22 protein-coding genes are annotated in these 18,417 nt (G+C 45.0%); 11 read left to right on the plus strand and 11 right to left on the minus strand.

The genetic code is table 11. The features are described 5' to 3' along the window. Position 1 precedes the first annotated feature (1 nt). The gene (locus M0C34_RS20465) at positions 2–1,075 is read right to left on the minus strand and encodes a glycosyltransferase family 9 protein (protein WP_248713497.1); all 1,074 of its coding nucleotides are present in this window, start codon (positions 1,073–1,075) and stop codon (positions 2–4) included. A 2-nt stretch (positions 1,076–1,077) separates the two neighbouring features. Then, entirely contained in the window at positions 1,078–2,124 is a 1,047-nt protein-coding gene (locus M0C34_RS20470; RefSeq protein WP_248713498.1) for a glycosyltransferase family 9 protein, read from the minus strand. 203 nt (positions 2,125–2,327) lie between these two features. Between M0C34_RS20470 and coaD the strand changes: the two genes are divergently transcribed. Continuing rightward, positions 2,328–2,813 carry a pantetheine-phosphate adenylyltransferase gene (gene coaD, locus M0C34_RS20475; protein ID WP_248713499.1) on the plus strand — a complete coding sequence of 162 codons (486 nt, stop codon included), beginning with the start codon at positions 2,328–2,330 and terminating at the stop codon, positions 2,811–2,813. On the opposite strand, the gene mutM is transcribed toward coaD, so the two are convergent. The 5 genes from mutM to radC all read right to left on the minus strand — a co-directional run bounded on the left by mutM (position 2,810) and on the right by radC (position 5,447). Next, the gene (mutM, locus tag M0C34_RS20480) at positions 2,810–3,622 is read right to left on the minus strand and encodes a bifunctional DNA-formamidopyrimidine glycosylase/DNA-(apurinic or apyrimidinic site) lyase (RefSeq protein ID WP_248713500.1); all 813 of its coding nucleotides are present in this window, start codon (positions 3,620–3,622) and stop codon (positions 2,810–2,812) included. The genes coaD and mutM overlap by 4 nt on opposite strands. Beyond that, positions 3,622–4,083, minus strand: coding sequence for a hypothetical protein (locus tag M0C34_RS20485; RefSeq protein ID WP_248713501.1), 462 nt, complete (start codon positions 4,081–4,083; stop codon positions 3,622–3,624). The genes mutM and M0C34_RS20485 overlap by 1 nt, the downstream gene beginning before the upstream one ends. 140 nt (positions 4,084–4,223) lie before the next feature. Continuing rightward, a complete protein-coding gene (gene rpmG, locus M0C34_RS20490; protein WP_285762680.1) occupies positions 4,224–4,379 on the minus strand; it encodes a 50S ribosomal protein L33 in 156 nt (51 codons plus the stop codon). A gap of 23 nt (positions 4,380–4,402) precedes the next feature. Next, positions 4,403–4,639 carry a 50S ribosomal protein L28 gene (gene rpmB / locus M0C34_RS20495; protein WP_248713502.1) on the minus strand — a complete coding sequence of 79 codons (237 nt, stop codon included), beginning with the start codon at positions 4,637–4,639 and terminating at the stop codon, positions 4,403–4,405. A 133-nt stretch (positions 4,640–4,772) separates the two neighbouring features. Further along, complete coding sequence (gene radC, locus M0C34_RS20500) at positions 4,773–5,447, minus strand: RadC family protein (protein WP_248713503.1); 675 nt, start codon at positions 5,445–5,447, stop codon at positions 4,773–4,775. 125 nt (positions 5,448–5,572) lie between these two features. Between radC and coaBC the strand changes: the two genes are divergently transcribed. From coaBC to mscS, 4 genes are all read left to right on the plus strand, one after another. Continuing rightward, entirely contained in the window at positions 5,573–6,793 is a 1,221-nt protein-coding gene (gene coaBC / locus M0C34_RS20505; RefSeq protein ID WP_371923099.1) for a bifunctional phosphopantothenoylcysteine decarboxylase/phosphopantothenate--cysteine ligase CoaBC, read from the plus strand. Between the two features lies 1 nt (position 6,794). After that, positions 6,795–7,253 (plus strand): dUTP diphosphatase, encoded by a 459-nt coding sequence (gene dut / locus M0C34_RS20510; RefSeq protein WP_248715683.1) that lies wholly within the window; start codon positions 6,795–6,797, stop codon positions 7,251–7,253. A 51-nt stretch (positions 7,254–7,304) separates the two neighbouring features. Continuing rightward, positions 7,305–7,898, plus strand: coding sequence for a nucleoid occlusion factor SlmA (gene slmA, locus M0C34_RS20515; protein ID WP_248713504.1), 594 nt, complete (start codon positions 7,305–7,307; stop codon positions 7,896–7,898). A 138-nt stretch (positions 7,899–8,036) separates the two neighbouring features. Then, entirely contained in the window at positions 8,037–8,867 is an 831-nt protein-coding gene (gene mscS, locus M0C34_RS20520) for a small-conductance mechanosensitive channel MscS (RefSeq protein WP_248713505.1), read from the plus strand. A gap of 113 nt (positions 8,868–8,980) precedes the next feature. Here the strand turns inward: mscS and M0C34_RS20525 are convergent, their stop codons facing one another. Further along, complete coding sequence (locus tag M0C34_RS20525; RefSeq protein ID WP_248713506.1) at positions 8,981–9,436, minus strand: hypothetical protein; 456 nt, start codon at positions 9,434–9,436, stop codon at positions 8,981–8,983. A 219-nt stretch (positions 9,437–9,655) separates the two neighbouring features. Between M0C34_RS20525 and M0C34_RS20530 the strand changes: the two genes are divergently transcribed. Beyond that, positions 9,656–10,324: a potassium channel family protein gene (locus M0C34_RS20530; RefSeq protein ID WP_248713507.1), complete on the plus strand. Its 669-nt coding sequence runs from the start codon at positions 9,656–9,658 to the stop codon at positions 10,322–10,324. A 59-nt stretch (positions 10,325–10,383) separates the two neighbouring features. On the opposite strand, the gene pyrE is transcribed toward M0C34_RS20530, so the two are convergent. Beyond that, a complete protein-coding gene (gene pyrE, locus M0C34_RS20535; RefSeq protein WP_248715684.1) occupies positions 10,384–11,028 on the minus strand; it encodes an orotate phosphoribosyltransferase in 645 nt (214 codons plus the stop codon). A 14-nt stretch (positions 11,029–11,042) separates the two neighbouring features. After that, entirely contained in the window at positions 11,043–11,759 is a 717-nt protein-coding gene (gene rph, locus M0C34_RS20540) for a ribonuclease PH (RefSeq protein WP_248713508.1), read from the minus strand. Between the two features lie 270 nt (positions 11,760–12,029). Between rph and M0C34_RS20545 the strand changes: the two genes are divergently transcribed. The 5 genes from M0C34_RS20545 (at position 12,030) to M0C34_RS20565 (ending at position 16,844) form a co-directional block, all read left to right on the plus strand. Continuing rightward, entirely contained in the window at positions 12,030–12,890 is an 861-nt protein-coding gene (locus tag M0C34_RS20545) for a YicC/YloC family endoribonuclease (RefSeq protein WP_248713509.1), read from the plus strand. Between the two features lie 179 nt (positions 12,891–13,069). Then, entirely contained in the window at positions 13,070–14,320 is a 1,251-nt protein-coding gene (locus M0C34_RS20550; protein WP_248713510.1) for a tyrosine-type recombinase/integrase, read from the plus strand. Positions 14,321–14,592: 272 nt separating this feature from the next. After that, positions 14,593–15,396, plus strand: a complete 804-nt coding sequence (locus M0C34_RS20555) for a TIGR04255 family protein (RefSeq protein ID WP_248713511.1) — start codon at positions 14,593–14,595, stop codon at positions 15,394–15,396. A 3-nt stretch (positions 15,397–15,399) separates the two neighbouring features. Next, positions 15,400–15,915: a hypothetical protein gene (locus M0C34_RS20560; RefSeq protein ID WP_248713512.1), complete on the plus strand. Its 516-nt coding sequence runs from the start codon at positions 15,400–15,402 to the stop codon at positions 15,913–15,915. 17 nt (positions 15,916–15,932) lie between these two features. After that, positions 15,933–16,844, plus strand: a complete 912-nt coding sequence (locus tag M0C34_RS20565) for a hypothetical protein (protein ID WP_248713513.1) — start codon at positions 15,933–15,935, stop codon at positions 16,842–16,844. Between the two features lie 83 nt (positions 16,845–16,927). On the opposite strand, the gene M0C34_RS20570 is transcribed toward M0C34_RS20565, so the two are convergent. After that, positions 16,928–18,081 (minus strand): IS3 family transposase gene (locus M0C34_RS20570; protein WP_248713514.1). Its coding sequence is split into 2 segments (ribosomal slippage): positions 16,928–17,832 and positions 17,832–18,081, totalling 1,155 coding nucleotides; the frame shifts between segments, so codons are not numbered across the junction. Positions 18,082–18,417 lie beyond the last annotated feature (336 nt).

Here is an 18,417-nt window from a genome sequence, read left to right on the forward strand (position 1 = left end):
TTTAATCTAAGCCTAATTCGGCGAGCAACGCAGGGGCCTGAATGGCATCTAAATCGGTCACATTAACAACGTGCTCGCCCAAACAACCGTATTGCGCCACATTGGTCACAGTGAACAGCCCAACACAGTAAGCTCCGGCCGAGCTAGCTAAGTGCAACGGGCCTGTATCTCCGCAGAAAAACAGCGGAACTTGCTGTAAAAATGCAGCAAGTTTGCGCAAGTCACCATTTGAATAGCTAAAGTCGGCTTCCGCTAAGGGGCGGGTAACGTCTGGGCTTAAAATTTCTATAACGTTAACGTCACCGGCATAGTGCTGCTTAAACTTAGCCAATAATGCCTGCCAGTCTTTATCGGCAATCACTTTTGCCCCACGCGCGCCTCTAAAATAAGCAAGGCAAGGCTTGTTGTTTTGCTCTCCCAGCAAGAGCTTAAGCTCATCGGCGGCACATTGTTTCTCTGAGTCACTTAATACTAAACGCGCACTCGCTTGCGCGGGGGCTGGCAGGCCTAACTGCTCCAATAACTCAATGCAGCTTAGCGCGAAATGCTTATATTTGGCTTGGTATTTAAACGTGTGGCTGCATACCGCAGCATCTGCGGCGCCATAAAAAGCGACCACATTCTTACCATTCAGCATGGCGGTCACAATACGATCGCTCGAGCCCCCGTAAGGCAATAAAATGAGATCGTATTGTTGTTTCTTAACGCTTGATATTGTGCGGAAAAAATCAAATATGCTTTTAACGCCAAATTGGGAGTAATAGACATTTTTCAAACCCAAGTTATCAAAAATAGTGCCTTGCCAAGGCTCACTTAATAACAAATCAAACTCTGCGTTGGGGTACAGTTCTTTAGAATAATTAACAAAAGGGAGTAAGAAGAACATATTACCAATGCGCTTGTTATTACGCACAATCAGCACCCGCTTTACCTGCTTAGGTTCGAGCAATTCTGGCTGGCGGCCTTTACCCCGCACTAACAATTTTAAAAATCCGACTTCTAAAGCTATCGAATGATTTCTGCGCTTGGCGTCAAATTGTCGTAGGGCGGTTCGTATTTTTTTAACTATGCTCATCGCTATTGTTCTACTTCTGCTGCTGGCTGCAGTTTCTGCCACCATAAGTTAATTTTTACCGCTGAATCACTCACATTAATTAAGCTCATATCTTCTTGGGTCATTTCGCCGGCTGGCGGAGAAAAAGCAATATGTCGGCCCTGACTATTTAGGGGCTGCCAACGCAAAGGCGTCGCGCTGCGGCGGCTCGGGAAGAAACCCACTGTAGGCACATCAAGTGCGCCGGCGATATGTAGTGGGCCAGTAGAACCGGCAATAAATAAATCGGCACAAGCAATCACTTGGCAAAACACCGCTAAACCCTGCTCAGAGAAATATAAACGGTGATCAATCTCTGCCTCAGCCAATTGCTCGGTCAGCTCTTGGGCAGCAACCAGCTCACCGGGGCCTGCGGTAATAACAAAACAAGCCTCAGGCTTAAGCTTAGCCAAGCAATCTATCAAACTGAAGTACTGCTCTACGCTCAAATTATTGGCCGAACCACCACTTCCAATATGCACCATAAACAAAGGTTGGTCTTGCTGCTCAGCAAAATCACTGCGCTTGCGCCCAGCAAGTTGCTCTGGCTTAACGCTAAAGTACGGCGGTGTTGGCTCACTGACGCTAACCTTATGGTGAATCAAAAACGCTCTGGCAAGATCCATATTGTATTCAAATTCAGGCTTACGAGATTGTGAGCGGCGTTGCTTTACACGCTGAGTAAATAAAAACTGCGCCAACTTGGTGGCTGGTGCGCAGCGCTGTTTAATCCCCGCTCTCGCGCCTAACCAGGCGTTGCGCATATTGGAAAATAAACACAAATAACCATCAAACTGCTGCTGTTTAACCTGCGTGAGTAACTGGCTTTGCGCAGCCGAATCCCCCTCAGCCCCGCAATCAACAATCACCTTATCAATCCACGGACATAACTGCGCCAACGGAGCGGTATAACTAGGGACTAAAGCCGTTATTTCGGTATCAACTAGCGATTGCTTCAACAACGCGAAACTGGGCCAAGCCAGCATAAAATCACCAATTTTGTCATTTCGCACTACCAACAGCTTTTGCATTATCTATTACCCCAATTATCAAGCTTGCGCATTGTGACTAATCTTGTCAGCTTGCTCAAGAAGTTTCCCAACGCTTTGAGCCGCTTACTATAAATACCGTTCATCTCGCTTACAATGCTACCCAGTAGACGCATTTTCTGGGCCGCGCATTTCAGTGCACTTGCGGTTATAATCCAGCTAACAATCATTATCGGTAAATTTTTATGACAACTAGGGTTATCTATCCAGGCACCTTTGACCCTGTGACCAATGGGCACACCGACCTCATCCATCGCGCCGCTCGAATGTTCGATAAGGTAATAGTAGCAGTGGCCGCTAGTCCTAGTAAGCAACCGCTGTTTAGTTTAGCTGAACGGGTGCAACTGTTAGAGCAAAGCCTCGCCAATACTAAAAACATTGAAGTGATTGGTTTTACCGGTTTGCTGGTCGATTTAGCCAAACAACAAAATGCCAATGTACTATTACGTGGCCTACGTACTGGCTCTGATTTTGAGTATGAAATGCAACTGGCCGATATGAATCGTCAATTAGACCCTAATCTAGAAAGTGTCTTTCTCACCCCTGGCGAAGGGGTGTCGTTTATCTCTTCAAGTTTGATTAAAGAAGTGGCTAAACATGGCGGCGACATAGCGCGCTTTGTAGCGCCTCACGTTGCCCAAGCCGTCAGTAATAAGCTGCCCAAGGTTTAGCGCTGGCAATGCGGACAGAAAAAGGTATTACGCTGGCCTATGCGTAATGCCTTAATCAGCTCACCACAGTTATCACAGGCTTCTCCCTCACGGCCATATACCGCCAAGGTTTGCTTAAAATAACCTGGCTTGCCATCTGCATTGGTAAAGTCTTTTAGGCTAGTGCCACCTTGCTCAATGGCTTCGGCTAACACCTGCTTAATGTTGCTGGTGAGCGCTTCAAGCCGATGCTTACTCACCTTATTAGCAGCCCGTTTAGGATGAATACCGGTTCTAAACAAGGCTTCATTGGCATAGATATTACCCACCCCCACCACCACTTTGTTATCCATAACAAACTGCTTGATAGCCACACTGCGTTTAGCCGCTTGCGCGATTAAATAGTCACTTGAAAAGTCTTCTAGCAAAGGTTCTGGGCCAAGCTTGGCTAATAAATTGTGTTGTTCAATAGGTAACTGGCTAAACAATACACAACCAAAGCGGCGCGGATCATTCAAACGCAGCGCCTTGCCACTGGCTAATACTATATCCACATGGTCATGTTTTTCTGCGGCCACCGCCTTATCAACAATGCGTAAACTGCCCGACATGCCTAAGTGAATAATAATATGTCCCGCTTGCGTCTCAATTAACAAGTACTTAGCCCGCCGACTGATCCCCAAGATGGGTAAACCCACACAACACTGGATTAACTCTGGCACCGGCCAACGTAATTTAGGCTGGCGTACAATCACCGCCGCAATGGTTTGATCTTGTAGGTAAGGGCTAATGCCACGGCGGCTGGTTTCTACTTCGGGTAACTCTGGCATTAAGGGGCGCTCGCTGTTGGAAATAGGGCTTGATAACTGTCTGGGTCTACCGATAACAACTGCCCTTGCCAATTGGTAATAAAACGCTGCTCGGCCAGTTCAAATAAGGTTAATTCAAGCGGAGCCGCCGAGTTAGCCAAATACACCTGGATAACTTGGCTGCTAGCAGCGCCGCCAACGGCATTAGGCCAAGGAACCAAGCTTGCGTGTAACCAAGCATCAATAACCGCAATAGAACGGTCTACAGGCGGTTCACTGCGCCATTGGGTTCCCATACGCTCAATCACTAGAGTGGGTAACTCTAAGCGTAAAATGGTGGCGCCTTGTGGCAGCAGTAAACCGTCTGCCACCTGCTCAGAACCCATTTGCTGATCATTGAGCTCAACGTATTTAAAAATCAATATCATTGAGGCAACAGCAAATATGATGATGTTGTTCCAGCCTCTGCGGCTCATTTTCATTGACGTTCTCCCTTCTTATCAGGCCATCATAAGCGGGAAGTAATTAGCGAGTAAAGGGTTAGGCGAATTGGAAGAGGCTAAAAAAAGGCCAAAAAAAAGCCCAGCCTAAGCTGAGCTTCTTTATACATTAAAGCCAAAATCTATTTGATTTTGCCTTCTTTGTACATAACGTGCTTGCGTACAACGGGATCAAATTTTTTGATTTCCATTTTTTCAGGCATGTTACGTTTGTTCTTATCAGTGGTGTAGAAGTGACCAGTGCCAGCTGATGAGTTCAAACGAATTTTCTCGCGAATACCTTTAGCCATTATTTAGCTCCTTATACCTTCTCACCACGACCACGCATCTCAGCTAAAATAGCGTCGATACCTTTTTTGTCGATGATGCGCATACCTTTAGTAGATACGCGTAATTTAACAAAACGTTTCTCACTCTCAACCCAAAAACGGTGAGAATGAAGATTAGGCAAAAAACGACGACGTGTGCGGTTTTTTGCGTGTGATACGTTGTTACCAACAGCTGGTTTTTTACCAGTAACTTGGCATACTCTAGACATGTCAGTCTTCTCCAAATATATACTTCTGCTCGAGCATCTGTTCATGCCCCGTTAGGCCGTCGCCCGGGACGACAGAAAGGCCGCATTTTATACAGGAAATAGAACCCTAGATCAACTAAAAATTGAACAAAGATCAGATCCAACCACGTTCGGCAAAAGACATAGTCTCTCCATAACCGATTACAATATGGTCTAAAACTCGCACATCAATCAGCGCTAAGGCCTTGATTAATTTAGTAGTAATTTGCTTATCAGCCTGACTCGGCTCGGCCACTCCCGAAGGGTGGTTATGGGCAAATATTACCGCAGCGGCATTTTTTTCTAATACACGCTGTACCACTACCCGTGGATAAACACTGGCAGCATCAATCGTTCCGAAAAATAGCGGCGCGAATTGTAACACTCGATGCTGATTATCCAATAGCAATATCGCAAATACTTCGCGTTGTTGGTGAGATAATTCCATAGAAAGGTAGTTTTTGGCCGATTCAGCGCTATCTACCACACTTTTTTCACTGATGTCGGCCAATAAATAACGCCGACTCATTTCAATGCTGGCTTGTAATTGAGCGAATTTCGCACAACCCATGCCGCGTTCAGCACAAAAAGTTTGCTGATCAGCCGACAATACCGCCCGCAACGAGCCAAAATGTTGCAGTAGATGCTGGGCTAAACTTACCGCGTCCATTCCGGCGCAGCCAATGCGCAAAAAAATAGCCAGTAATTCAGCATCACTTAGGCTGTGGGCACCTTTAGAGAGGAGTTTTTCTCTAGGCCGCTGATCGGCTGGCCAATCTGATATCGACATACACTTAATAATAGATAACTCAATATAATAAGAGTAGATCAATCTGTCGACTTGTCTATGCGGAGCGCTTAAGTTTTATGGTAGGCTTGCCGATATTAAACGGTGATTAATATTTCGGTATCAGCATGTTAACGGGAAAGAAAATACTGCTCGCCATTAGTGGCGGCATCGCGGCATATAAAATGCCTGAATTAGTTCGTCGCTTGAAAGATCATGGCGCAGAAGTAAAAGTGGTGATGACCGAGCACGCCACCAGCTTTATCACTCCGCTTACCTTGCAAGCTGTATCCGGTGAGCCAGTGGGGCTGAAAGTGGTAGACCCCACTCAAGAAGGCTCGATGGGGCATATCGCTTATGCCAAATGGCCAGACTTAGTATTATTAGCGCCCGCCACCGCCAACGCTATCGCCAAGTTTTGCCACGGTATCTCCGACGACTTAGTGAGCACCCTGTTACAAGCCACTGGCGCCCCCGTTGCGGTAGCGCCAGCGATGAATCAACAAATGTACCTAGCAGCCGCCACGCAAGCCAACTTAGCGGTGCTTAAGCAACGTTCTGTGCCCATCTGGGGGCCAGCTCAAGGCGAGCAAGCCTGCGGAGACGTAGGCCCAGGCAGGATGCTAGAGCCCGCCCAGTTACTGGCGAATATTCAGCAGCATTTTTCCGATGCTAGGCAACCACCGCTATTAGCTGGTAAACATGTGGTGATTACCGCAGGGCCAACCCGCGAAGCGATAGACCCAGTGCGTTACATTAGCAACCACAGCTCTGGTAAAATGGGTTTCGCTTTAGCCCAAGCGGCTAAACAACTAGGCGCCAAGGTGAGTATAATTTCTGGCCCAGTAAACTTAACCACGCCAGCAGGTATTAATAAAATCGCCGTCACCAGTGCGCAGCAAATGTTAGACGCCTCACTCGCAGAAGTCGCTAACTGCGACATATTTATTGCCTGTGCCGCGGTGGCAGACTACCGAGTAGCCAGCGTTGCTGAGCAAAAAATTAAGAAAACCGATGAAAGCGATGATATGCAATTACGTTTGGTTAAAAATCCAGATATTGTTGCCACCATCGCGGGCTTAAACAACAAACCTTTTACCGTAGGTTTTGCCGCTGAAACGCAAAATCTAGACAATTATGCCCAAGATAAGATGGCGCGAAAAAACCTAGACATGATCGCCGCCAACGACGTATCAAAGCCCGACCAAGGCTTTAATAGTGAACAAAATGCCCTAAAGGTATTTTGGCCAACTGGCCATCAGCAATTAGACCTCGCTGATAAGGCCGATTTAGCTCAACAACTACTCGCACTAGTTGCCAAGCAATACGCTTTACAACAATCAAAATAAAATAATGACTCAAATAGCACTTAAAATACTAGACCAAAGAATTGGCACTACTTTTCCAATCCCAGAATATGCTACGCCAGGCTCAGCAGGTATGGACTTACGTGCCTGCCTCGACACAGCCATTGAACTCGCTCCCGGACAAACGGAGCTACTTCCTACTGGCTTAGCCATTCATATCGCCGATCCATCACTGGCTGCCACAATATTACCGCGCTCAGGCCTTGGCCATAAACACGGCATAGTATTAGGCAATTTAGTGGGCCTTATCGATTCTGACTACCAAGGACAACTAATGGTGTCTTGTTGGAACCGTGGGCAAACCCACTTCACCATTCAACCCGGTGAACGGATCGCGCAATTGGTTTTTGTGCCAGTAGTACAAGCTAGCTTTGAAATTGTAGAAGATTTTAACGCCAGTCAGCGTGGTGAAGGTGGCTTTGGCCATTCGGGTACCAAATAAACGCTTTTCACCGCAGTACGCTAATAGACTATAAAAAGGATAATTATAAAAATGGCGGGAAAACCCAAAAGCAATCGCCGAGAACAGATACTTCAAGCACTGGCTAGAATGTTAGAAACTAGCCACGGACAGCGCATCACAACCGCAAGTTTAGCCAAAGAAGTAGGTGTATCAGAAGCCGCTCTCTATCGTCACTTTCCAAGCAAAGCACGGATGTTTGAAGGGCTAATAGAGTTTATTGAAGAAACCTTACTATCGCGCATTAACCTGATTCAAGAAGAACAAAAAGACACCCTTAATCGTTGCCAACACATATTAATGCTATTACTCGGCTTCTCTGAACGTAACCCAGGCTTAAGCCGCATTCTTACCGGCGACGCCTTGCAGGGCGAACACGAGCGTTTACGCGCTCGAGTCAGCGTGTTGTTTGACAAAATAGAAGTGCAACTCAAACAAATACTACGCGAGCGTCGTTTGCGTGAAGGGCAGGGCTTCTTAATAGAAGAAAACAGTTTAGCCACCTTGCTGCTAGCCTATACCGAGGGCCGCATTAGCCAATATGTGCGCAGCGAATTTAAACTGGTGCCCACAGCCCAGTTTGATGTGCATTGGGGTTTCTTAAAACAACAATTAATACAGGGATAAAGCCCACTTTTTTTACTTAAACGCCCACAAATGATTACTTGGGCGTTTTTTATTCAATTGTAAAAAAAATGGACACTTGTTTGTATTGAAAAAACTGCTAGATTTGTAGCAACTTTCACATAGATAGGTCTAACAAACATGGACGTACTCGATCAAGGCACCAGCTGGTTAGAAAACAACCAAGAATTACTACTGCAATATGCGATTAACATTGGCGCTGCAATAATTGTACTCGTTATAGGTATGATAGTAGCGCGCGTTTTAGCATCAAGCGTTGAAAAACTAATGAACGCCCGTAACCTCGACTCTACCATTAGTCACTTTGTAGCTTCGATGGTGAAATACGTGATAATCGCCTTTGTGATTATTGCCGCTCTTTCACGTATTGGTATTCAAACCGCCTCATTTGTCGCCATTATTGGTGCTGCAGGTTTAGCGGTGGGCTTGGCCTTACAAGGTTCACTGTCTAACTTTGCTGCAGGCGTACTGATTATTGGTTTCCGCCCATTCAAAGCCGGTGACTTCGTAGAAATTGCCGGTACTGCTGGCTCGGTAGCCTCAGTACAAATTTTTACTACGGTATTAAAAACCCCCGACAACAAACAAATTGTAGTGCCTAATGGTTCGGTATTAGGTGGCAATATTGTCAACTACTCTACTCACCCAACCCGCCGTGTTGATCTGGTGGTAGGTGTTAGCTACAACGCAGACTTAGCCCAAACTAAAGCGATTCTACGCGAAGTATGTGAAGCTGATTCTCGCGTGCTAAAAGATCCAGACATCACTATTGGTGTAGTAGAGCTAGCCGACAGTTCGGTAAATTTAGTGGTTCGCCCATGGGTGAACAGTGCTGATTACTGGGGTGTATACTTTGACCTAAACGAAAACATCAAAGTTGCACTAGACAATGCCGGTATTGAAATTCCATTCCCACAAATGGATGTACATTTGGAAAAAGCCGCTAGCTAATAGCCTCTCTTCAAATGCAAAAGCACAGCCTAGGCTGTGCTTTTTTATGCCCGAGAGTAACTGAATAAGCTCGGCTTGATGAAGGCGAGTGAGTATTCGCTGCCGCCCTAGGGCTAAATATCGTCTAAGCGGTGAGTAGCATGCACCATTTGTTGCTGACGCTTTTCTTGGTGTTCAATTAAGTTACCCAAAAATTGCCGAGCGCCTAACATGGTTAAGGCGTCTTTAGCCATGCGCAACAACGCTAAAGATTGCTCACTCAAATCTAAGGCTAGGGTGCTCACATCGTCACTGCTCATATTGGCTGGCAGGCTTAATTTAGCCATTTTCTCTACTAAATCTTGCTCGGCGCGAATGTCTGTCCAGGTATCGAGTAACTCAGGCTTAGCTTGATGAATGAAGTCTTTTAAATGGGCCGCATTGTCTTTTTCTTGATGCTGCAAATAGGCCAACAACATTCTTACCCGTTCAGAGTCGGCATTGAGCTCTAAACGTCGATATAAAGGCAACATGGCTTCTCGGCAAGCAACAAAGTGCTCTAATAACTGCTTAAGTTGATTAAAACGCATGGTAATGACTCCAGAACAGACTCTTTAATAACTATAGTAGAGCGCCAATCGCTGAATGGCTAAGTTAAGCGCCGGCAGCTTGATATACATCAAGCTGCATTGGCAGTTTGTGTAGAGCTTGCGATCCAGCTCAAAAAGTCTCCGCTTTGCACAATTGGCAAGCAGCCAAATCACAGATTTGCTATGGTAGTAAGTATAGGATTAATGTAAGGAAAACCGATGAAAAAGCTGGTGTCGTGGAGCGAAAAGAATAACTTTATTTTTCTTACCGCTGCCTTAATTGGTTACATCTTTCTGGCTGCCTGCCTTGATCAGTTTTGGCAAGGCGACGGCTTTAAGTTTCTCCAAGCCGCCATGGTATTAGTATTAGCCGGTGGAGTATGGCAAGCCAAGGGCAAACGCCTTTGGTATGTTACCGGCCTAGGCTTTTTACTCACCACCACTACGCTGGCTTTCTTTAGCTTTTGGTTTGAAGCCGAAGGCCTCGTGAGCTTATATTTGGCCATTGTGTTTTGCTACTTAGTCATGACGACCTGGACAGCCCTAAAACAAGTGCTATTTACCGGCAACATTGATACCAACAAAATTGTGGGTGCTATCTGCATCTTCTTGCTAATAGGCCTAGGCTGGGCGCATTTGTACACCATTCTTAACTTCTGGTTTAACGATGCCTTTAACGGTGTACCCACCGAGCACTGGAGTACTCAGATGACCGATTTCATCTACTTCAGCTTTGTTACACTCACAACCCTCGGTTATGGCGAAATCACACCTAATACCCCCATCACGCGCTTCTTCACCTATAGCGAAGCGGTATTTGGCCAGTTTTATATGGCGATATTGGTCGCCAGTTTAGTAGGCGCGCGTATGTCAGAGCGAGAGCCTTAAACTCTACCCATAAAAAAGGCGACCCAATGGTCGCCTGTTACGGTTTTAGCACTCAAGTACTAGGCAATGCCGTATTGCTCACGGTAAGCACTGACTGCAGCCAAGGCCGTTTGGTTAGTGCCTTGCTCTTCTAAGTAAGTGATTAAATCTGCCAGCTTAACAATAGAGATAACCGTGGCATTGTAGTCACGCTCAACCTCTTGAATCGCCGACAGCTCGCCTTTACCTTTCTCTTGGCGATCTAGCGCAATCAGCACACCCGCAAGCGCTGCGTTATGGGCATTAATAATGTCCATTGACTCACGAATAGCGGTGCCCGCGGTAATTACGTCGTCAACCAACATGACCTTGCCAGCCAACTCAGAACCTACCAAACTACCGCCTTCGCCATGGGTTTTAGCTTCTTTACGGTTAAAGCAATAAGGCACATCTTTACCGTGGTGTTCGTCTAAGGCCACCACCGTAGTCGTCGCAATAGGAATACCTTTATAAGCAGGGCCAAACACTAAATCGTAATCAATGTTTGAGTCTTGCAGCGCGGCAGCGTAAAACTTACCTAAACGGTTTAAATCACGGCCGGTGTTAAACAAACCCGCATTAAAAAAGTACGGGCTAGTACGGCCAGATTTTAAGGTAAATTCGCCAAACTTTAGGACGCCTTTGGCTAAAGCAAATTCAATAAACTCACGTTGATAAGCTTTCATCATTCTCTCTCAAATTAACCCGCTAGGGCTTCACGTTGGGCCGCATTAATTTGGGCAATACCGTCTTTAGCAAAGGCTAACATGTCTAACAGTTCTTGGTGGCTAAACGGTGCGCCTTCAGCCGTGCCTTGCACTTCAATCATGTTGCCGTCTTCACACATGACTACGTTCATGTCGGTTTCAGCTACGCTGTCTTCGGTGTACTCAAGGTCACACACCACTTCACCGCCAACAACACCTACCGATACCGCTGCAATAAGCTGTTTCAGTGGGCTTACTTTAAGTTTCTTCTGCTCTATCATCCACCAAATGGCGTCTTGTAATGCCACACATGCGCCAGTAATGGCCGCAGTACGGGTGCCGCCATCGGCTTGAATAACATCACAATCAACCACAATGGTGTATTCACCCAAGGCTTCTAAATCAACTGCAGCACGTAGCGAGCGACCAATTAAGCGTTGGATTTCTTGAGTACGACCACTTTGCTTACCACGCGCCGCTTCACGCCCCATACGGCTATGCGTAGAGCGAGGCAACATACCGTATTCAGCAGTAATCCAACCTTGGCCCTTACCTTTTAAGAAACGTGGTACACCATCGTCTACCGAGGCATTACATAACACTTTGGTATCACCAAACTCGACCAATACCGACCCCTCGGCATGTGCCGTGTAGTTACGAGTAATAGTAATAGGGCGCATTTGTTCAACAGCTCTTCCGTTAGGACGCATGGTAGTAACCTTTAAATAGAAAATTCGCGGCTATTATATACAGGTTCTCCTACAAAGTGCAGATTTCAGAGCAGCCTGAGTAAAACCCATTCTCGGCGTATTGTTAAAATAATGGTGACCAGCTTAAAAAAACACGGCAAGCCCGAAGTGGATTGGCTGGGCGCTTTGGTGACGTGGATTTAGCGGCTTTTATCGCACTTGCTCACACCCACACTGACGAAGCGCTGAATAACCGCTATAATCGAGCAAATTTATTGAGGGTATTCAACTATGATCCACAGCATGACAGGCTATGCACGCCACCAACTTAAAGCCGATTGGGGCAGTGCAACATGGGAAATTCGCAGCGTAAACCAACGTTACTTAGAAACCTACTGGCGCATGCCAGAGCAGTTTCGCGCCCTAGAGCCAGTATTGCGAGACAAGATCAGAAAAGCCCTACAACGCGGTAAAGTAGAATGTAACCTACGCTTTGACGCCGACCAAGCCAGCCGTGGCGAACTACAACTAAACCAAGCCCTGGCCGAACAACTGATTAAAAATGCCGAGTGGGTTCAGCAGCAAGCTGGCGGTCAAATTAACCCGGTAGATATATTGCGCTGGCCGGGCGTAATGGAAACCCCAGAGCAAGACGCCGACGCGATTAGCAAAGAGCTATTAGCCGGTTGGCTAGTGGCCCTAGAGGCCTTTATTGAAAGCCGTGCGAGCGAAGGGGCCAACACCGCCACCATGATCACCACCCGCCTAGAGAAAATCACTCAGCAAGTGGCCTTTGTACGTGAGCAAATGCCCGCCGTAATGCAATGGCAGCGTGACCGCTTAAACAATCGCCTAGCCGAAGTAAAAGACGAGTTAGAGCCGCAGCGCATTGAACTAGAAATGATCATGGTCGCGCAGAAGATAGACGTAGCCGAAGAGCTAGACCGCCTAGACTCGCACGTCACTGAGACGCAAAAAATTCTTAAAAAGGGCGGCGCTTGTGGCCGACGCCTCGACTTTATGATGCAAGAGTTTAACCGCGAAGCCAATACTCTAGCGTCTAAGTCTATCAACTCAGAAATCACCCAAGCAGCGGTAGAGCTTAAGGTGTTAATTGAGCAAATGCGCGAGCAGATCCAGAACATAGAATGATATTTCACTAGGCACAAAAATATCACAATACGCTGTTTATATTGAGATTTTATCTAACGCTTAGTTTCATTAGATTTCAATAGTGGTGACAAGCGACCATCTTAATGGTGGCAAAAATGGTGACAAGCTAACAAGGTGATGATACGTTACTTGGTATCTGTCACCATTTTTTTACGCCTATGAATGATTCACAATTAAAAGCTAAGCTAAGAGAAGGAAAGGTTGGGAAGTTTAAGGTAGATACTGGTCTTTACTTTCGAATCACCGAACAAGGTAGTGCTTTCTGGGTTCTTCGCTATTCCATTAATGGAAAGCGAAGAGAGCTAACACTTGGCAGATATGGAAGAGTGCCTGAAGGGCTACCTCTTAGCGATGCAAAGCTACAAGCCTTACAACTAAGATCTGGCATTAGAAAGGGTGTTGACCCTATTGCTGAAAAAAAGCGAAACCAACTGCCTCAATTTCGTACTGTTGATGATGTAGCAAAAGACTGGCTTAAAGAGTGTGAACGCCATTTAAAAAATCCCCAAATCCCTGCTCGTGTATATCGAAAAGATATCTCTCCTTATATTGGTGAATTAGCTGTCGATAAAGTAAGTTCTAGAGACATTCTGAACATCATCCGACTGATTAATCAAAGTGGTCGCCCTTCAATTTCTAATGACGCTTTAAACTACTGTAAACAGCTATTTAATCACGCCTTGAAACTTGATCTGACATCAAATAACCCAGCGGCCCCGTTTACAGAAAAAGATGCAGGTGGAACAGAGAAGCCCCGAGATAGAGCCTTGTCTCTTCAGGAAATTGAAACTATTTTCCAAGTTTTTGGCAAGCACTCAGACATCATGACTCGTGAGAATTATCTAGCGATAGCTATGCTTATCATCTTTGGTGTTCGTAAGGGAGAATTAATTGCCGCTCAGTGGGATGAATTTGATTTTGAAAATTTGTGTTGGGGATTACCAGCAGAAAGAACCAAAACTGGAGTAAAAATTAGCATTCCAATTCCAGAAAAAACTCTTCCATGGTTCAAAGAGCTACATATGAGAGCTAATGGCTCGGACTACCTATTTCCCTCTCGTCGAGCGAGTAAAAGACGCCAGTATATTAGTGACGATACGCTAAATCACGCCTTAGCTAAGCTGTTTGGTAAAAAAGTAGACTCAAAAAAACAACCATTACCAAACATCCTTGGAGAGCATGGGATCGAACATTTTGTTGTACATGATTTAAGAAGAACTTGCCGTAGTCTTCTGGCTGAAAACGGTGTCCCTAGTCATATTGCAGAAAGGTGTCTTAATCACAAAGTTAAGGGCGTTGAAGGGATTTATGACCGATATGATTATTTAGAAGAACGCAGGCAATCATTGAATATGCTGTGTAACTCGATAGTTCATATTGTAAGCTGTAATGATTCACTCAAGATCTGAACCGAACACTGAGGAAATGCATAAATCAACTCAAGCAGTTTAAGTCGCTTAACTATGTGTTTCTGGTTGGTAATACCAATCAAGTCATCACACAAAAGAAACGCTTGATTAAACATAGTTAAGATTAAGAGATTAGGTGCAAATCACACTACATTAACGTAATATTTGCTACAAATCACTTGTGCAAAATAGTGTGCAAATTATAATGCGTACTCATAATTTTTGTGCAAAACTTAAACGAGTGCATACTTAAAAGTGCAAATGAGGGCGAGATGGTAAATAAAATAGTTGCGAAAAAAGCGTCTATTAGGTTTGAAAAGCTAGGAGTATCGGGACTCAAGTCGAAGCTTGAAGCTCTACAAGAAGTTCTTCGTGACCGATTTCCTAAGTCACATATGCCTCGTGTTCAAGCTCTAAACATAGATCTTACCAATCCTAATGCGGTACAGGTTGACCAAGATGGTGCTTATGAGTTGCACATGGTGAGTGCTGATAATGTTCATGCATTAAAGATTGGTAACCAAGGTTTTGACTATTCAGTACGTAACTATGTACCGTTTGAAGAACAAAAAGAAATGTTCTTACATGTTGTCAGCATGGTTATGCGTGCAATGGATGTGAAATATGTTGGGCATATATCCATGCAAAATATTAATATGCTTGCATTTGATGCTGAAGGTGCGGCAGCTAACATCCGTGAAAATTCTCCTTTTGCTGTTACAGATAAAGGAATCGATGAGGCATGGCAACGTGTCGGCGCAGCGACTAGACATGATTATGAGCTAGACGATGGCCTAATCGGATTAGTAGTACACAGTACAATTGCACATGAAGGCCAAAGCTTCATACCTCAGCCTGAATGGGAGCTATGGCAATTTATGGGCGGGATTCCTGTCGTACAAGAGAGAAGCCTTTTGTTGACGATTTCTGTTGCACATCATCAACAAGGAAAAGAACAAAGATCTCCTCAAGAAGTGAGTCTTGTGAATCTAGATTTACAGGATGTTGAAAATAAATTTAAGCAGATTCATGAGCATTTAAATTGCACATACGGTTCAATAACTAAGGAGAGCTAAAGTATGGAAACTACGCTAACTAGACAGGTAGCACCTCAGATACTATCAGTTTGTTTGCTGGCAGCCACTCCTGGTGCTTACGCTATTCAACAACCAGAGCCTGTTGTTTTTATTCAAGATTACGACTTACCTCAGTTTGTGTTGGAAGCAACAAATGATCAGAGTGCAAATACAGGAGAACACGCTTCTGTTGCTCTGTATCAAGAGTTGAAAGATGAATTTCAGCTTTCTCATACACAATTTGCCTCTTGGTTAGGCTTGAAAAGACGTTCTTTGTACAACTGGATTAATGATCCAAGTAGCTCTCGAAGTGAAGCGGCTGTTGAGGCTAGACTTGTAAACTTGAATGCTTTGATGATGGATATGGACAAGGAACATAGACCGTTATTGCACAAAGTCGCATTTAGCCCTATCGATGGCGATCCTGCTTTCGGTGAAGCTTTACTTAATGGAGCAAGTAAAGAAAAACTTTTTTCTTGGTATGATGAACTCTACGATAAATTTGACCTACTAGCTTGATCCTATAAGGAAAAAATGTGACAGAAGGCGTTCGAGAGGAACTCTTAGCAAGAGGCTGGGGCCGACATAGTTGTATTCTAATTGATGATTCAATCATCGAATGGCTTACCCCTATACTGCCAGAGAGTGTCCAAGAACTATGTGTCGACGGTAATCTCCTGATCATATCTTTGTACGACTGTGCTGTAATTAACCCATGCTTCGTTTCGGAGCCATGGGTTAATGTGCTTATAGCTAAGAAAATCGATGGGCTAAATAAGCAGTTTCAAAATGGTCGCAGTGAGCGAAGGTTGCACTTTTCTGTAACTAAAGATGGGCAGGATGAAGCATTTGAAGTCAACGCTTCGAGTATTATCCAGTTTGAACGTAACAGGCTGCTTGAGCTCAATAGGCAAGTTGGTTATCAGGTAGGAGATAATTCCTCATTTAGCTTAAAGCACTGGCTCGCTGAGCGCTTTCGACGCGATGTTTGGCCGGATGCTTTCAATCGTTCAATAAAAAGTGCAGAGAAACGTTTAAAAAAGTTCTATGTGCGTCGGAATGGACACCTTTCAGGTGTTTACCTCAAGCTTGATTCTTGGGAAGAAAAGCCAGAGGGTCAAAAGTATGAGGTCTGTGGGATAGTTGTCATTGAAGATAAGATGCTTCGCCCACTACGACGAGCTGTTAAGCAGGCCCAGCCGGAGCTTGTTGATGTAAGTAATGATGATATCGATAATGCTATACGCAATGAGTTCAAGGTTGCTCTAGGTGATACAGTTAACTGGACCGAAGATAGAACCTTGTCTATTGGTATTGCTTTAGATCTGAAAACGGAGAATCAAGTGACATTAAGTCATCAGAGACAGTTCCGACGATTAAATCCATATACTTTGTCGGAACAAAGTCCAGATGCTCCAATGCCCGCAGAAATGGAAAGCAACTCGTAATCAATTTAGGAAAAAGGTACAAGTATAAAATGCACCTTTATTGTATCTGCTTCTTTTACTGTTAGTGGTAAGGCCTGAGAATCCTAGACACTTTCTAGGTTCTCAAAATACTGCTGCTCAAAGTCAGCAGGAGACATACGGTCATTGTTAGTATGTCGTCGCTTCGGATTGTAGAACATTTCGATATAGTGGAACATAGCTTGCCTAGCCTCATCCCTCGTTTTGTACTTAGTTTTGCGTACTTTTTCTTTCTTTAAGTTGCTAAAGAAACTTTCTGCTACTGCGTTATCCCAACAATTTCCCCTGCGGCTCATACTGGGCTTTATACCCAATTCAGTCAGTAGCTTTCTAAAGTTACGGCTGGAGTATTGAGAGCCCTGATCAGTATGTAGGTTCACTGTATTGTTCGGCTTTCGCCGCCAATACGCAGCAGTTAAGGCGTCAAGCACCAAGTCCTCTGTCATGCGTTCGCCCATCGACCACCCAACGATGTTGCGAGCATACAGATCCATCACTACTGCAAGGAATAGGAAGCCTTCCTGGGTGTGGATATAAGTAATGTCGCTGACCCACCATTGATTAGGCTCTTCTACAGAAAACTCACGATTAAGCGTATTCGCTGCAATAATGTCTGGTTTACCGCCATAACAGCCCTTTGGTGACTTATAGCCGCGCTGTGCTTTTAACCCTGCTTGACGCATTAATCGCAGCACTCGGTCTCTGCCACAGGTAATGCGTGCTTCAAGTAAATCCTTATGGATATTGCGATAGCCGTAATGCCCACCGCTCTCAATCCAGAACTGTTTTATCTGACCCAGCAGTTTTTTATCTGCACTTTCTCGTTGGCTTAATGGCTGCTTAAGCCAATCATAATAACCACTCGGGTGCACCTGCAAAGCCCGACACAGCAGCCGAACGGGGTAATGATTGCTACGAGATTTTATGAACGGGTAGCGTTCTTTGACTCGCTTGCAAAGAACACGGCGGCTTCCTTTAAAATGTCCCTCTCTTGCTGTGTACGTTTCAGCTCTCGCTTAAGCCTAGCGACTTCAGCCTGAAGGTCTTGCTCTTGAACGCGCTGTTTAGGCGGCTTTGCGTAGGTACGCATCCAGTTATACAAGGCTTTGGTGCTTATACCTAAACGCTCTGCGACATCTGCAACGGCATAACCGTGAACAGTAATTTGATTAACGGCTTCTTGTTTGAACTCTGCTGAATAGCGTGTGCCTTTAGCCATGGTTTTACCTTCTATAGTTAAGTTACATTTTTACCATAAAAAGTGTCGGGTTTTCTCAGGCCTTACCAATGCAACATATTCTCAGCAAGAGAGCCGTGACCATTTGTATAATTCAGGGGCGATGTCAATTAGTAGTATATAACTCCAATCTTATCTATATGACCTCCTTAACTACAACCGACTCAAATGCTTAGGGGAATATTGAGGTTTGCCAGTTAGTGGAGTAACATTGAAAGGCTCTTTAGTGTAAGACGTAATTCGTCTAGTCGGGTGATTAGCCAGACTCAAATTTATTGAACGGGTTTAAATGCGAGATGTACGCATCCTAAACTCGTT

Source organism: Agarivorans sp. TSD2052, assembly GCF_023238625.1.
Taxonomy (GTDB): Bacteria; Pseudomonadota; Gammaproteobacteria; order Enterobacterales; family Celerinatantimonadaceae; genus Agarivorans.